Source organism: Candidatus Zixiibacteriota bacterium, assembly GCA_019038695.1.
Lineage (GTDB): Bacteria > Zixibacteria > MSB-5A5 > GN15 > FEB-12 > B120-G9.
In genome coordinates this window covers 1-15,973 of the sequence record JAHOYZ010000029.1, presented here as the reverse complement: position 1 = coordinate 15,973, position 15,973 = coordinate 1, and the positions used below count along the sequence as shown (strand labels likewise).

General features: G+C 50.7%; 8 protein-coding genes. All 8 read right to left on the bottom strand.

Features of this window, described 5'->3' with window-relative positions:
* Positions 1-80: 80 nt before the first annotated feature.
* Positions 81-1,664: an amidohydrolase gene (locus KOO62_10440; protein ID MBU8934411.1), complete on the bottom strand. Its 1,584-nt coding sequence runs from the start codon at positions 1,662-1,664 to the stop codon at positions 81-83.
* Positions 1,639-3,543, bottom strand: a complete 1,905-nt coding sequence (gene selB, locus KOO62_10435; protein MBU8934410.1) for a selenocysteine-specific translation elongation factor — start codon at positions 3,541-3,543, stop codon at positions 1,639-1,641. The genes KOO62_10440 and selB overlap by 26 nt, the downstream gene beginning before the upstream one ends.
* 7 nt (positions 3,544-3,550) lie before the next feature.
* Positions 3,551-4,918 (bottom strand): L-seryl-tRNA(Sec) selenium transferase, encoded by a 1,368-nt coding sequence (gene selA / locus KOO62_10430; GenBank protein MBU8934409.1) that lies wholly within the window; start codon positions 4,916-4,918, stop codon positions 3,551-3,553.
* Positions 4,915-5,850, bottom strand: coding sequence for a M28 family peptidase (locus tag KOO62_10425; GenBank protein MBU8934408.1), 936 nt, complete (start codon positions 5,848-5,850; stop codon positions 4,915-4,917). Before KOO62_10425 ends, selA begins: the two co-directional genes overlap by 4 nt.
* 99 nt (positions 5,851-5,949) lie before the next feature.
* Positions 5,950-11,751: a cell surface protein SprA gene (gene sprA, locus KOO62_10420; GenBank protein ID MBU8934407.1), complete on the bottom strand. Its 5,802-nt coding sequence runs from the start codon at positions 11,749-11,751 to the stop codon at positions 5,950-5,952.
* A 345-nt stretch (positions 11,752-12,096) separates the two neighbouring features.
* Entirely contained in the window at positions 12,097-13,047 is a 951-nt protein-coding gene (murB, locus tag KOO62_10415) for a UDP-N-acetylmuramate dehydrogenase (protein ID MBU8934406.1), read from the bottom strand.
* Positions 13,048-13,172: 125 nt separating this feature from the next.
* The gene (locus tag KOO62_10410; GenBank protein ID MBU8934405.1) at positions 13,173-13,541 is read right to left on the bottom strand and encodes a DUF1844 domain-containing protein; all 369 of its coding nucleotides are present in this window, start codon (positions 13,539-13,541) and stop codon (positions 13,173-13,175) included.
* Positions 13,542-13,592: 51 nt separating this feature from the next.
* A complete protein-coding gene (gene recG, locus KOO62_10405; GenBank protein MBU8934404.1) occupies positions 13,593-15,680 on the bottom strand; it encodes an ATP-dependent DNA helicase RecG in 2,088 nt (695 codons plus the stop codon).
* Between the last annotated feature and the right edge of the window lie 293 nt (positions 15,681-15,973).

Genomic DNA, 15,973 nt, shown 5'->3' with positions numbered 1-15,973 from the left:
TCGACAATACAACACGTAACAATGTGAGGAATGTCAAAAACGGGGTTTATCAACAGGCCCCAAGCTGTGGGCCACCAAGCCTAAATATCTACCGATTGATCCCGGTACTTCACTTTTCCATCGAGGACAGTCGCTAACACCTTTACATTGCGTATTCGACTCGGTGCGATGCGGGTGATGTCATCCGACAGCACAACGAAGTCCGCCGGATAACCCGGCATGAGTTGCCCGCGACAGTGTTCCTGACCGGCCGCGATAGCCGGTCCGACAGTGAAGCCATGAAGAGCCTCGGTGGCGCTGATACGTTCCTCTGGATAGAAAACATCACGTTTGCCGGGTTGGGCACGACGCACCGCCGCAGCGATCCCTGCAATCGGGTCAAGCGGCTCAATGGGCACATCCGATCCGAAAGCCAGATCAATGCCCTTGTCCAAAAGTGTTCTAAACACAAATGTGTTGGCTCCTCGTGATCCCCAATACTTGCGCATCATGTCAATATCCGAGGGGAGGTGCGAGGGTTGCATCGAGGCCATGATGTTTGCTTTTTTCAGGCGGGGAATATCTTTCCGACGGACGAGTTGCAGGTGTTCGATACGGTGGCGAGCGGGTGACCGAAGTGCCGGAGCTTTCTCCAGGCCATCGAGAACATTGGCCACAGCGCGATCACCTATGGCATGAACCGCGCATGGTAAGCCCAGTCGGGCAGCAGAGCGGGCGATTCGAAGAATCTCTTTAGATGAAAGTACTTCGATGCCGACGTTCTGGTTTCCTTTATACTTGTTGAAACACAGCGCGCTCTGGCTGCCGAGGGAACCGTCGGAGAAGAGTTTCACTCCGGCGATGCGGAAAAACTCGGTGCCTGTTCCATACTTCGTTGCCGTGATGTGCAACTTTGGCAACAGGCTGGCGGCCGGATAGTATTCCATCCTCAGGCCAACCTGGCCACTTTCGGCAAGTTTCATCAGGTACCCAAATGACTCCGGTCCATCGAAACAATGTACTCCCGTCACACCTTTGCGGTAGGCGATCTGAAGAGCTTCTCGGTAACAACGATTGATGTGTGCCGTTGATGGGCGTTTGATGAGTTTGAAGACACTATTGTAGGCGGGGCCTTCGCGCAGGATACCGGATGGAGAGCCGTCTGCCAGACGAACGATCTCGCCACCATCGGGATCGCGGGTCTGTTTGGAAATCCCCGCCAGTTCGAGCGCTTTGCTGTTCACCCAGGCTGTATGCCCGTCTTTGGAATAAATAAACGCCGGTCGTCCACCGGTCACTTTATCAAGCATCAGCCGATCCGGTTCGACCTTCTGGCGGAAACGATCAGGAAGATAACCTTCGCCTACGACCCAATCATTCTTGCCCAGCTTGTGACAGGAGCGTTTGATCTCTTTGAGGCAGGCGTCCAGTGTATCGAATTCCTGAAGCCATACTCGTCCGAGCGACATCGCGAAATACACAAAATGGGTATGGGCATCGACAAATCCCGGCACTACTGTGCGGCCGCCCAGATCAATTCGTTTGTGTTTGCGGAAACAATCCACGCCTTCGAGTTGGTTGCCGACAGCCACAACCCGGCCTCGTTCAACCACCATAGAATTGACAATAATTCCATCCGCCATCGTATAGATGCGGGCGTTAGAGATCAAACTCCTCGTCGTCAAATCGTTCTCCCTTTATGCGTACATCACCCTCGCGGCGGGTCAGTTTTATACGGTCCATTTCTTCGAGAATCGGAATGGCGAACTTGCGAGTGTAGCCGAACCTCTCACGCAGGTCGGGTACCGCCAATGATTGAGATGATGTTAGCCTCTCTCGCACAAACTCGATGATTTCGCTCCATACCTCAGTGATGAACAGAAAGTGCGTTCCACATTTGTGGGCTTCGCCGGAATCAAGAATGAACTTGATCGCCTCGCGGTATGGTTTCCCCATGTCGGCTAATTTACTCAAGGTGGGAGGTGTATATTTTTCTTGGCGAAGCAAGTCAATTATTTCGTTGTATGCTTTTTTCACCGGTCCCTTGAGGCTCATATCGCGGCCACTAAGATTGTAGTCACCTCCCGATCGCAACAACACACCACCCGAAAGCATGTGTTTGATCAGGATGTCGGTCGTTTCGGATGGGAAAGGGGAGAGGTGCAGGAGTTGTTCCAGCGGTACACCTTTCAGGTGAGGTTTGCTTTCGAGATATGCTGTCATCCCGTCGCGCAGGTTAGTAGCGGCGTTTTCGAGAACTTCGGTCCGAAAGATATGTCCCTCAAATGAACCTACCTGTCCCTCTCGGGACATCGCGGCTACGTTTTTCTTGACTTCGCTACGAGAGAAATCGGACTCTGCCAGTAGTCGCTCACGAGGGACAAGTATATGTTTGCGAAGTTCCGATAGCACGACATCCTCAACGAGCCCGGATAATCGTTCATGCAGGTATTCGTAGTTTGCCCACAGTTTACGTCTTGGGAAATGACTCAAGTGATCGAGTATTGTTCCCCCGCCGAGAGTGACCATCGGTGTTGGCAGGCGCATGATGAAATGATCTCCGATCAGGGCGTAGGTCGGATCATCCGGTTTGAAAAAGACAATGCCTTTCTGTGAAGGTCTTATCTCGCTTTTTTCGAACAGACGCAACTCACCTTCAACCTCGCTGGTGCCAACGATCAATACGACGCGGCGACGATCTGCAATTGACACCGGGGCATCTTTGAGCAGTTCGACGGACAGTGCCAGTACTGCCTGGTCTTTGAAAAACGACAGGTCCATTCTATCGGAAATGACGCCACCTCGAACCAGCAATTCTCGATTGATGCCAGTTAGCGAGATAGCGGTACGTTGTCCCGGCACTGCTGTCTTAACTTCCTGTCCGTTGGATTGCAATGATCTGATTTTGGCTGTCAATTGCGACGGCCACAGGGAAACTGTCTGTCCCAGCGCAAAACTTCCTCCGCGCAGAGTACCGGTAGCTACACCACCAATACCGGGCCGTACAAATGAACGGTCGATACACAGACGCGGCTTGCCCATGTCTTTGCGTGCCTCGACTGTTTGGGTTATTTCTTCAAGATGGGCGCTTAGTTCTTCGAACCCGAACCCGGTCTGGGCCGATACGGTCAGAATAGGCGCGTCGGCCAAAAAAGAGCCAGCTACTTTGTTGCGAACATCTTCAATGAGTAGTTCCAGCCAGTCCTTTTCGACCAGGTCCGTCTTGTTGATTACGATCAATCCATGTTGAACACCCAACAAACGCACCACCTGGAAATGCTCTTCGCTCTGCGGCATCCACCCGTCGTCTGCGGCAATTACCAGCATGACAGCATCAGTACCACCAGCGCCGGCAATCATGTTCTTGACAAAGCGTTCATGTCCAGGAACGTCTACGAAGGCGATGATATCACCGGCATGAGTTTTATGGAAAGCAAAGCCAAGGTCAATCGTCATACCTCGGGCTTTTTCCTCGGGCAAACGATCCGGATCGGTGCCGGTCAATCGTTTCACTATCGATGATTTACCGTGGTCGATGTGGCCGGCAGTACCTATGACAATCATGAACTGCCTACTCGATTACTTCTTTGATGGCTGTAGTCAGGATGGACAGGTCGTTTTCACTGATCGCCTTCAGGTCAAGGATAAGTTGATCGTTCTCGATCCGACCGATGATCGGCAGACTCCGGTTACGGAATTGACGCATCAGTCGGGTTGCACTGTAAGCGGTAGAGAAGACGATGCCTACCGATGGGATGTCTGCCTCCGGCATTGAGCCGCCACCAACAAAAGCCTTCGTTGCTTCTACCGATAGCCCGGACGGATGACCCAGGTCTGAGAGAATCTTCTGGCCACGTTGATACAGATCAGATTCAGCGATGGATAGAATTTGCCACAGATGGATATCGGTTTGGAAATCCCCGCTCAGATAGACACTTAGTAAATGTTCGACGATGGAGAAGACAACCTTGTCGACCCGCATAGTACGGAACAGTGGATTGCGTTTTATTTTCTTGATATACTCCGAGCTACCGACAATCAACCCGGCCTGCACTCCTCCAAGTAATTTGTCGCCTGAGAACGAAGTGAGATCCACCCCCGCTCTGACCGAATGTCCAACAGTTGGTTCTTCGTATCCCAGAATGTCACGCGTATCAATGAACACACCACTGCCAAGATCGTTGACAACCGGCCAGCCGTATTTGCGACCGAGGGTCACGAGTTCTTTGAGGTTTGCTTCTTCAGTAAATCCGCTCTGGACGAAGTTGCTTTTGTGTACTTTCAGGATCAATCCGGAACGACCAGTCTCGATATTGTCCTCGTAGTCTTTTATGGTCGTAATGTTTGTCGTGCCTACTTCACAAAGCTTCCCGCCGGATTTTTTGAGAATATCGGGAATACGAAAACCGCCGCCGATCTGAACCATTTCTCCGCGAGACAGAAGTACCTGTTTGCGATTAGCCAGCGTATTAAGAATGAGAAACAAGGCTGCCGCGCAATTGTTGACCACGGTTCCAGCTTCAGCTCCGGTGAGAAGAACCAGATATTTCTCGCAAGCAAGTCCGCGACTTCCCCGTCCGCCGGTGTTAAGGTCGAATTCGATATTACCGTAGCCGGTCACCCTCTCTTTGACCGCTTCAAAGAGTGCAGCCGGTAGCGGTGCTCGCCCCAGGTTTGTATGAACGACGATTCCTGTCGCATTGATTACCCTGGTTATTTCCTGCCTCTTGGCCTTTAACAGGGCTTTGCGAATATCGTTATTTAGTCGCTCCAGTGTGATTGGCTTGTGTGTCTTAGTTAGCTGCGCTTTGGCATTCGCGATGGTTGCTTTGATAATTTCCGCTGCCGCCGGACGTGGAATCAATAGTACGGCTTCGGCTAACTCCTCATGCTGAAGTAATTCTTCCACCGCCGGGAAATCTCTCGGTTTCTCAATCATTTTCTGGGCCAATTTTCAGGTTTATAGACTATATCCACGAGGATCCGCCCGACATTGGATAGCGACTGGGCCGAACATTTGTCAGGGGTGTCAAACTCAGTGTGCCATTCTGGATAATCAAAATCGATGAGCACGATCGATGGAACACCGCTCGCCTGGAGTGGCAGATGGTCATCCATCACCGTGTAATGAACGCTGTCGATGAACGTTGTCACGCCGAGACGCTGTGCTGTCTCCCAGACGAGGTCATTAAGGGGCTTGTTGTATCGTTCTGAAAACGCTTCTCGATAGACCTGCTGGTCACGGTCGCCAATCATGTCTATGACGATACCGAATTGGTAACGGTCCCGGATACCCCGACGGGCAAACTCGCGTGACCCGAGGAGGTAATACTGTGAGTCTCCGGACTTGCCCCAGTCTTCACCGTCAACCAGAACCAGATCAACCCCAACTGACGGCGGCTGAATCGACAGCAATCGCGCCAGCTCAAGCAGGACAGCCACCCCGGAAGCGCCGTCATTGGCGCCGTCGATTGGCTCATCAATCAGCAATGTGTCAAAGGCATAGTCGGTTCTGGGACGAGAATCGTAGTGGGCCATGAGGACAATACGTTGCGACGCATCAAGCTGGGGATTGCAATGTGCTATGACGTTTACCATGGGGATGTCCTGCCCGGAATATGGATCGAGAAAAGTGAACATCTGGGAATCAACACTCAGTCCCAGGCTGTCAAAAAAATCGTACACATAGTTGCGACAACGAGCCGAAGCCTCACTGCCGGGAACCCGGGGCGTGAATTCTACCTGGTGGATTAGATGTTGATATGCAAGGTCACCATCGAAAACCGGTGTCGCTACCTGCGGAGAAGAACAACAGAACATAAAAATCGATAGTAGGACAAGATTCGAGCAGAGTAATAGCTTTGAAGTCATGATGCTAATAAATCGGAATGGGTCTATTCAAGTCAAGAGAAACCATCTGTGTGTCAGAGGATACGATGTCGTGTGTATTCGATCATGCTGAATTGAAGGTTAGAATCTTATCTCCACCGAGAGCTTGACTTCCCTCAGATGGCTCTTACGTCCGTTACTGTTGTTGTCGGACCATTGCATGCTCAGGCCGCCACGGATCTTAGGTGAAAAAGTATAGGATATGTTCGGCGATATACGAAACTCTGATTTCTCGGTAGGTCGGCCCTCTTTTCCATCGGCACTAAAGCTTCTGGTTGTGCTCATGTTTCTTTTGACGTCGATTGAGATCGACATTGTTGAGCGGAACTTCACACGGCCAAAAATGGGGAGCTTGAAGCCGCTTGGGGCTGAAAAACTATACTTGGTCGAAGCACCAAAGGTCTTGCGATTGGACTGGGACTCCGACTGAAACTTACCGCTAGTGGGGTTGAAAGCTCGTCTGATATCTTTGGTTAGCGCATACGAAGATGACAACGACAAACCCTTGAACACTTTGAAATTCACCTGGAGCAGAGGATTGCGGCTGATAATTTCGGAAGATGAAGTGACAAAACCGCCATTGAGATCGAACGTTTCTTTCGTGGAGCGTGAGTAGCCTGTGCGAGGTGACAGGACGTCAATGAGCTTATTTACCACGTTCTTTATCAACGGCAGAGTCTTGAAGCGGGAAATGCGAATGGTTAGATCTGGCCAGCTCGTAGAAGTGTTCCGGGAACGGTTCCCCTGTTTGATCAGGTCTTCGTTGATACTTCGCCTGAACTTCACTTCCGTTTTGATGCCACTCAGTAGAGAGAAACCACTGGACAGATCGTAGCTTTTGCCCTGTGATGAAGATGGGCTGCGCGTCTGGGATATAGTTGACACACCGTGATCCCCGCGGACAAGTCCAAAGCGATATTCCAGTCTTGGTCGTGAGTCCATGCCAGGGACAGAAGCTTTGAAATTCTCACTGTAGTTGTATTTTGGCACCTGTATCCACGCAGTCAGGAACCGTAGCACAGCCAGTGGTGGATCGTAGAACGGTTTGCCTTTTTCTACTGTCACGTCCGTTTTGCGGGCGCGCCGACCGCGCTGACGACCGCGGTCACGACCGGAGGAACTGCCTTTGCCGCCCAGAAACTTTATGTGGTCAAATGTGCCGCTAACACTCCATGAGCGAGTGAGCGAGGATCGGCGCGACTCAGAGGACCGGTCCCAGTCGTCACTGTATTGTGCCTTGTAAGACCAGTTAGTACCCAGGAAAGAGAAAACTTTTGGATTGTAGGTTACGCCGAAGGACTGACTGTAGCGTAGTTCAAGACCCAGGCGAAGTTTTTTAAACGACAGGTCCACATTCTCGACGTCACTCAAATCACGTCGGGTATCAAGTCGCAGACTGGAAATAAGGTTCTCCAGGATTTCGTACTGGACGTCCATTTTAGCGTTGAAAGTGCGTTTGAGATCGCTCTGTAGGTCACCGCTGATGTTACGGGATACCGACAGATTGCGGTCATAGTCGCCGCTGACATTCCAGCGTTTTGGGTATAGACCAAGTTGTGATCCGGCTGTTTTCTTCGCGAACGGAATCCACTTGGTCCAGAAGAAAACAGGGATTTTCGGAACCGTCCTCATACTCAGGTCAAATCTGCTCTGCACGTTGTAACTCTCACCGAAGCTGTAAGGTTGATTGACCGAAGATCGGGTGTTTCGACGGTATGAGAACTTTGTGGTCAGACGGTTGAGTAATAATGAGTATAGGGGATTTCTGCCGGGCCGGTTGAATTTCGGAGATACCGACAACGATTGGGATTCACCCAGACTGCGCTCCTCGATGCGGATTTCCTCAGGCAAAACGATGTCGGATCCATTCCGTAGCAACGGAGTTGATGTCGTTTTGGAATAGGATACCGATACGGGAATTTTGGCACCCCATGATCGCGGCATGAATTTGTCAAGATTAACTGAAGCCGAATAAGACATGCTAGTCTGGGTTTGACCGCTACCGAGATTCCGGCTCGATCCACCTCTGGTCGAGGTTGACAGACCGCGGAAATACGGGTCCTTTGTTTGATATGAAAAGTTGTAGCCGCCAAGATCAGCCAGGTTGCCACTAAATGATATCCTTGCCGCCGTACCGACATCGCGACGGACGTCAGTGACCCTCAGTTCATCAAGCCAGATTTCACCGGAAACGTCGTTGAGTTGATCGCTGTTGACAACACCGGCTGCGAAGTATTTGATGGCATTTAGATTCGGATTGCCCCGGACTCGGAAAGTACTGTCGGCATCGTCACTATAGATATCTACATCTAGCCATTCACTGCGAGTTCTTTGTCGTTGTTCCGAGTCCTTAAGGGCAGTTATTTCGTCGAACTTAATATTGACAAAATTACGTACATCCCAACCATCGTACAATCTCATTCGCTGCTGATAGAAGTTGACCGAATCGGTACCCAGTCTGAATATGAACCACACCTTACCATCGTCAGCCGGGTTCAGGTATCTGCCGTGAACATACATTTCTATAGTTCCATAGCCGCTGTAGCCGTCGATCGACACCAAGTTCTTGACGGCCAAACACGTATCGCGAGAGTCCATGTCCTCGAATTGCAACAACAGCCCCCGCTGGGATTCTTCGATGTCGGTGTTGGGGTCAGTGTACGCTTCCACGTTGGAAGGAGCATCAAAGGTGCCATCTTCCTCACTGACGGAAGCGATTATGAATTTCGTTGTAGAGTCAGAATCGTTGTACGCAATTTCATCCTGCCAGTTGGATTGTACAAAATACCAATCGGCAATCTCTATAGTGTCCGCTGTGGTCTGACCAGGCCTGCCTTCAAACCAGATACGGATATGGCTGATCTTATTCCAGTCCGGTTGCAAAGTGGCATCTTCCGAGGATCCATTGATGATGACTTGCTGGACATACTCCCCATCCGCGTCAACCAGATCAGGGTCGTTAATTGGGATGCGATACGTGAACCACGATCCATGACCATCGCCAGGATCGTGCTCCGATGAATCGATTCTGAATCGCACAGAATCAGCCCCGAAGTCGACCCAGTAGGAGAAGTAGCCGTCATCGGTATTGAAATCGTTGGTGAAGGCCTCCTTGTCGGCTATTTCATAATGTTCGCCGTCGATTCTGTTGCCTTCGGTACCGTTAAGCCACTCATAGTTAATCGGGTCGTTCCAGTTTGACTCATTGGTGTATTGTCCGCAATTGGGCGGACAAATGCCGTCTCCGAGGAAAAACCAGTTGTCGTGATTGGGATCGGGATTCGTTGTTGCATTGTAGCGCGGTTCTTGATTGTCCGGCAGGCCATCAAGCCCGAAATCTTCCGACACACCGGTTTCATCTTCACGTTCGAAGTACGCGTTACCGTTGTCGTCAATATCCTCGTTAATTCTTCCAAATTCAATGTGCATGATACCGCTGTCGCCTGGGGCACGGGCTCTGAATTCGAATACTTGTGCTCTTTCAGCATCGATGCGTCCCCCGAAGCTACGTGTTACTCCGGCCCACGAAGTAGTGTCGGGGCTTGAGTCATGTATGTCGTCGTCGCTAAAGGTGTACTCGTACTCAGTTTCACTTCCGTCAACAAGACTCGAATCCCAGGCTGTGTCGAGATAGTTGGGTCGGAAGATGAATCGCAGGCCTCGCACCGCTCCCTGACCGGCACCGGTTTCTTTCTTAGCGTAAATCTCATCTACTCTATACGGGTCGATCAGATTATGCCACAAAAGGCGAGAAAGTTCCGTAGCCGAATCCGTCAACTGGAAAGGGATGGAGGATTTCTGCCATTGAGTACGGAAAGTGCCAATGGAGAGTTGTTCTGTAGATGCTTCAAAATCATCGACGTAAGCCACGCCATCAACGTTGGGGTTGGGATGCGATTGGGCCAGTTCAGCTGATACCGACAGGTTTGAAGGAGCCGTGGTTGAAACAAATGGCAGTGCATCAAGAGCTGAAGTCAGGAAATTAGGGTGCAACTTCACCTGGGTGTCAATATCGTAAATGACCGCTTTGGCGGTTTCCTGCCCCACTCTTGGTTTGCGATCTTCGGCTTTATCCGATTTGTACAGGATAGTAGTGCCAATTTTGAAATCTCGGCCCATATCATAAACGGCCCGCATGCCAAGCAAGGTTTTTTTGGCTACTGCCATGAAAGGGGCATATTCAAAATCAATATTAATATCGGCATTAACATCTGTCGCTTCTTCAGACAGCAGCGTTATCTGGCCGAAATCGTAGTTGATACTGTAGTCGATGTCCTTTTGCAGTTGCCGGCCGTTGACTGTGATTTTCTCCGAACCCTCGATAATGTTGGGTTTCCCCAAGCGGATTGTCGAACTGCGCGACTTTGTGAAGATCCGCATGAAGTATTCACTGGCGATAGGTTGACCGGTAGCAGTGGCATCGTAGATCAGAGGAACTCTCTTCTCCAGGACATGTGAGCTGCCACCGTTCTCGTACAGGAATGTAGTGTCGGTATCAAAAGGACGACGGTGAGGGAGAATCAGTAATCCCCAATCGGGTCGGAACACTTCCGAGCGATTATCAAGCTTGCCGTCAGGGACATTTCTGTTTCCGTCGTATTGATCCAGGCCGAGTATCTGGAGATACGACTGCGTACCAAGTCCTTCGGTGCTCTGGTCGCTTACACTCTCGGTACCGTCCTCTCTACCCCTTGGTCCCTTATAGAACTTAATGTCGAAATCCAAGATATCCGCACCCCGACCAATTGTATAGCAGTTGCGCCACATCAGATCATAGGTGACATAAGTGGTGTCCGCTTTGGGGCTGTATATCAGTTTCAGTATAGCCGTGTCAGAAACGTTGTCTCCCACAGCCTCGATACTGCCGCTGGAGGAACGGAGTACCTCCATATAAATTCCAAGTGACTGATCACGTCTGGAGGATTTAAAAACCATATAATGATGGCGGGACTGCGGATAACTCTTGATATCGTACTCATCGTTTGATATGAGCTCCACTCCAGCTTCCATTGACTGCAAGTATTCCTCATTCTCACTGCTATGGTTTTGCGGGTTCGAGGGATCAACCACCATTCGTGCAAGAATAGCCGTGACTTCGGCATCAATATCCGATTCTCGTCGTGCCTGGTAGGCAATCACTCTTAAAACAGAATCACCGAGTTGGAATTCGGACTCATGTCCCAAATCAAAGATGCGTCGTTTGACGTATTCATTGTCGCGAATTATCTTCGCGCTTTCTTCGCCGCTGGGTGTGATCCGGGCCGATTCCGAGGATCCCTTTTCCTGTGATGCGATTCCAGTGAGACGTAGATTCCCTACCTTGGCTTCTACTTTGATGCCAAATAAGCCGCGAATGCGTGACGAATAGCCGACAAACTTGGTGTTGGGAAGCGACAAGTTAGTATTGCCCGCCTCAATAGTTTTGAGAATGTCGTCTTCGTTGCCTTTGTAGCGAATTTGCAATCGGTTGGCGAGGGGGATATCGGTTTGACTATCCTGAGAAACCTTGACCGTGATTTTGCTGCCGATGGTGCCGGTGATATCGAACCGGGAGATTTGTTCCATATGCAGCGAAGGGAACTTGCTCTGCTTAAAGGATGGTGACTGAGCCGCATCGGTCCATTGCGATCTCCCCGAGAACATGATTTTGCGGAAACCACTTACACGCAATCCGGCTCCGCCCTCACCGAAAATACGATCCAATCGCTTTGGCAGTCCCACATTGATTCCAAGTCCCCCTTTGGTTCTTTCTTGTCGTCCCACATCCAAAGACCCCATAACCGGCCGATGAAATTTTTCATTGCGATTCTGGTCCATTCTGAAAGTAGCATAGTGTCGGGCATCTACTGAGACTGGGATGAGAGAGCTTGTCCGTCTGCCCATCCGCTTCAAATTCGTTTCGAACCGATGCGAGCCCTCATTGAAATTTGAATAGATCCACTTAGGCCGGAACTTCAGTTTGGTGGATAGGGGAGGATAAACAGGTGCACCGAGGGACACGGAAAGTCTGTCAGGGGGATCGACATATGACGACACAAGTGATGCCGGCGCATAGAGGGACATCTTAAACCCGGATGCTGCGTCCGCAACGGGACAAATGCACAGCATGACGCCCATCAAAGACAGAATAGTAGCAAGTAACCTTGATGTTCTCTGAATCACAGTCACTCTTTTGTAATCGGTACGAATCATATCGATATATACTATTCGATAGGCATACTCCTACAATTAGAATTGTCCGATGCGAGTGATCTCTTCTTCCAACTCAACCCCGGAGTTCTTTCGCACCAGTTCCTTCATCCGGGTCGCCAGTTCATGAATGTCGTGCGATGTGGCGTGGCCGACATTGACAATCATGTTGGCATGTTTCTCAAAAACTTCAGCATCGCCGACCGAGAGCAACTTGGCCCCTGCTTCCTCAAGAAGGCGGCCGGCCGCTAGCTTACCATGCGGCTGAGAAGGGTCTTCGATATTCTTGAAGAAGCAACCCGCCGTCAACTGATCCGGGTGTTTCGTCTTTCGGTCAGCCAGGATATCGGCAATCTTCTCGCGAATTCTGCCGGGTTCTCCCTTCTGCAATTTAATTCGGACAGTTACTATGACTTCCTTAGTCATCTTAAGATACGAATCACGGTATGCGAAGCGGCAGTATTCATGGTTTCGCGTTTTGGTTTTCCCTTCCGAATCAATAAGTACGACTTCGGTGACTACATCGCTCATTCCACCTCCATACGCACCGGCATTGCCATACACCGCTCCGCCAGCCGTTCCCCATATACCGGCGGCAAATTCCAGCCCGGTCAGGGATTTACTCGCGGCGAACTCTACCACCGCCATCAGGTTTTCACCTGCGCCGCACTCAATCGTTGTTTCGCCAACGAGTTGAATACCTGCAATCGCAATCTTGATGACCAGACCGTCAAAACCGGCGTCAGAGATCAAAAGATTCGATCCGCCACCAATGAGGACATACGGAATATCGAGTCTACACGCACCCGATATGGCTCGCACTATTTCGTCTACGCTACGAACCGCGATAAAATATTTTGCTGGACCTCCGGTACGGAAGCTCGTCAGGGGAGCCAGAGGTTTATCAAACTCAACAGTGTCACCAATCGCGGCGGCGACATCGGACTCTGGTATGTTCTGGTTAAGTGGCAGTTGTACAGTCGCTTTCATAAGGGGCTATTATAACTGATACCCGCTGTAAGATCAAGAGCAATAAAGCGCTTGGCCAACACGCAATAACGCAACCTCATCTGTTTATACACTTCAATCGAATCGAGATCCAAGTGAATCAGGGATTATGACTTCTCCGGCTCGGTCGAAGTTTCATCCGATTCGGAGTCGCTTGCCTCAGCGCCAGAATTATTACTGTCCGATGTTGCAGTCTCTGTCGGTTGGTCGCTCTTCTTACTCTCATCAACGAAGTTAATGCGGAGTTCATATAGAGCGTGTCCAATCAGTTTGTCTTCGTCCTCGGTGAGATTGCCTTTGGATTTTTTCTCGAGCATTGCCAGCATATCGATACTCGCCTTGGCCATAACCATATCCCGTTCGATCTTGCCGGTCATCGGAGAGGCAAACTTGCCCATCTGCTGCATAGCGCCCATCTGTAAAGACAGAATCATCTGGGAAAAAAGAGTCTTGTCCAGGTCATCTTCGTTGGTCAAAATATGTTCTCCATGATTCGTGGTCGATTTGCCAACGTCTCGGCTTTAGTTTTACCCACCGCCCAGGTTCGAGGCTTTGACCACTGCCGATTCTTTCAGGTACGTATACAGGTTTTGGTAGGAACTGTCAAGGCTGTTATCGTCCGAGAATAGCCGTTCGAGCAATCCCCGAGCTGCTTCAAGCAGGTCGCGGTCAGATGTCAGCCTGGCGGCACGCAACTCCGGTAGACCCGATTGTTTGAGACCATACAGCTCACCGGGGCCGCGTAATTCGAGATCAGCTTCGGCGATCTTGAATCCATCCGTTGTCTGCGAGAAGTAATCCAGTCGACGGCGGGCCATCTCGGAAATTGGCGGATGAGCCAGTGCAATCAGCGTCGCCTGTTTTTTCCCACGTCCGATCCGTCCGCGTAGTTGATGCAGTTGTGCCAGTCCGAATCGCTCTCCATGCTGGATCACCATCAATGTCGCATTCGGATTATCAAGCCCAACTTCAACCACCGTGGTCGCCATCAGTATGTCAAGGTCTCCGCTGTTGAATTGGCGCAAGATTTCATCACGTTCTTTGGCTTTGACCCGTCCGTGTACCATTCCTACTCGAAGTCCGGACAACTGATTGGCGGTCAACTCGGCGTAGGCATCCTCGACGCTGGTTAACTGGAGGTGCTCACTTTTTTCGACCAACGGGTAGATAAAATAAGCCTGTCCACCTCTGGCGATTTCATCGTGAACGAATTGATAAACTTTGGTCGCGGCATCAGGCATGCGCCAGACAGTGCGAACCGGCTTGCGACCGGGAGGGAGGTCGGGAATAGTCGTGATGTCAAGGTCACCATATAGAGTCAAAGCCAGCGTGCGTGGAATCGGTGTGGCTGTCATTACCAGGAGGTCAGGATTGTCTCCTTTGGCATGAAGCTTACCTCGTTGCTTAACGCCGAATCGGTGCTGTTCGTCGATGATGACCAATCCCAATCGCTCGAAGGAAACGTAGTCGTATATCAACGCATGCGTTCCGAAGAGAATATCGATCTCACCCCGTCCACACGCGGCACCGATCTTGTCTTTTTCGGTCTTTTTCATGGAAGAGGTCAGTAACGCACTTGTGAATCCAGCTTCCTCAAGTGGCCGTTGCCAGCCACGGAAATGCTGCTCGGACAGGATTTCCGTAGGAGCCATAAACGCTGTTTGCAAATTGTTCTCGGCCGCGTGAAGGGCGGCGATAATGGCTACCACAGTTTTGCCGCAGCCCACATCACCCTGTAACATCCGTGTCATCGGCCGTGCGCGGCCGAGGTCAGCAGCGATTTCTTTCGTTGCTGCTTTTTGTCCGGCAGTCAATTCAAACAGTAGTGCGGCGATGAATTTCTTCAGGTTTATTCCAGGTGAAGTATACCGTTGTTTTTTAATTGCCACTTCCTTTTGGCGACGACTGGATACGATCAGGAATTGAAACTCCAGCAATTCGTCAAACGCCAACCGCCGCCGACAGGTCTCGATCTGGTCACGATTTTCGGGATAATGAATGTGATGAATCGCTTCTTGCAACGAGGGCAATTTCAGGCGGTCCGTTTCGGCGCGGGGGAGAAGATCGGCGATGTGTTCTGTGAGATTTTCAAAGATAAACGATGTGATCCGCCGGATTCCCTTACTGCTGAGACCGACTTTGCTGAGTTCGGCTGTCTGCGGATAGACCGGAATAATCCGCCCGGCATGGATCATCTGGTCGCTCTCGTCTTCCAGTCGTTCGAGATCGGGATGAAGGATTTGGAATCCCTGAAAATAACTGACCGTCCCTGTGGCTGCGAACCATTGGTTCTTTTTGAACAACCGTTCCCAATAGCGAACCCCCCGAAACCACAGTAGCGACACAGCCCCGGTGCTGTCACCGAGGATAACTTCGTAGCGTTTGTGTTTGCCGTGAAGAACTCCGTGCGCCTTGACTTGTCCGACAATCGTTACCGGTTGATCGACTTTGAGATCAGCAATCGGAACGACCGTGCTTCGGTCGAGGTATTGGCGAGGGAAATAGCGGAGCATATCGCTCACGGTGTGGAGGTCGTAGTTGGCCAGTATCTCCGCTTTGCGCGGTCCAACCCCTTTGACGTATTGCAGGGGAGAGTTTAGGTTCAAAGAAGCCACAGCCCAACATGCCCCCGCGATACGGTTTCGTCAATAATTTTCCTGTGAGTGGAAGGCTCCTTCATCTACCCCATTCATATTCTGTTAGCGGCAGACGCCCTAAACAGGTGATACCTGTCGTCTGCCCTAACCATCTGTCATGCCGGACTTGATCCGGCATCCAGTCTTTTCTTGTCATCGCGAGACCGGTTTTCCGGTCGTGGCGATCTCATCCTCATATTCGTATCGATGTTCCCACCTGTTCCCGCAAAGTGATAATGTCCTATATGAGCAATTTAGAAATGTCCTAATGA

Excerpts from the sequence above, each read along its gene's own strand:
- murB (MBU8934406.1), bottom strand. The coding sequence starts at position 13,047 with ATGAAAGCGACTGTACAACTGCCACTTAACCAGAACATACCAGAGTCC.
- selB (MBU8934410.1), bottom strand. The coding sequence starts at position 3,543 with ATGATTGTCATAGGTACTGCCGGCCACATCGACCACGGTAAATCATCG.
- selA (MBU8934409.1), bottom strand. The coding sequence starts at position 4,918 with ATGATTGAGAAACCGAGAGATTTCCCGGCGGTGGAAGAATTACTTCAG.
- KOO62_10425 (MBU8934408.1), bottom strand. The coding sequence starts at position 5,850 with ATGACTTCAAAGCTATTACTCTGCTCGAATCTTGTCCTACTATCGATT.
- sprA (MBU8934407.1), bottom strand. The coding sequence starts at position 11,751 with ATGGGCAGACGGACAAGCTCTCTCATCCCAGTCTCAGTAGATGCCCGA.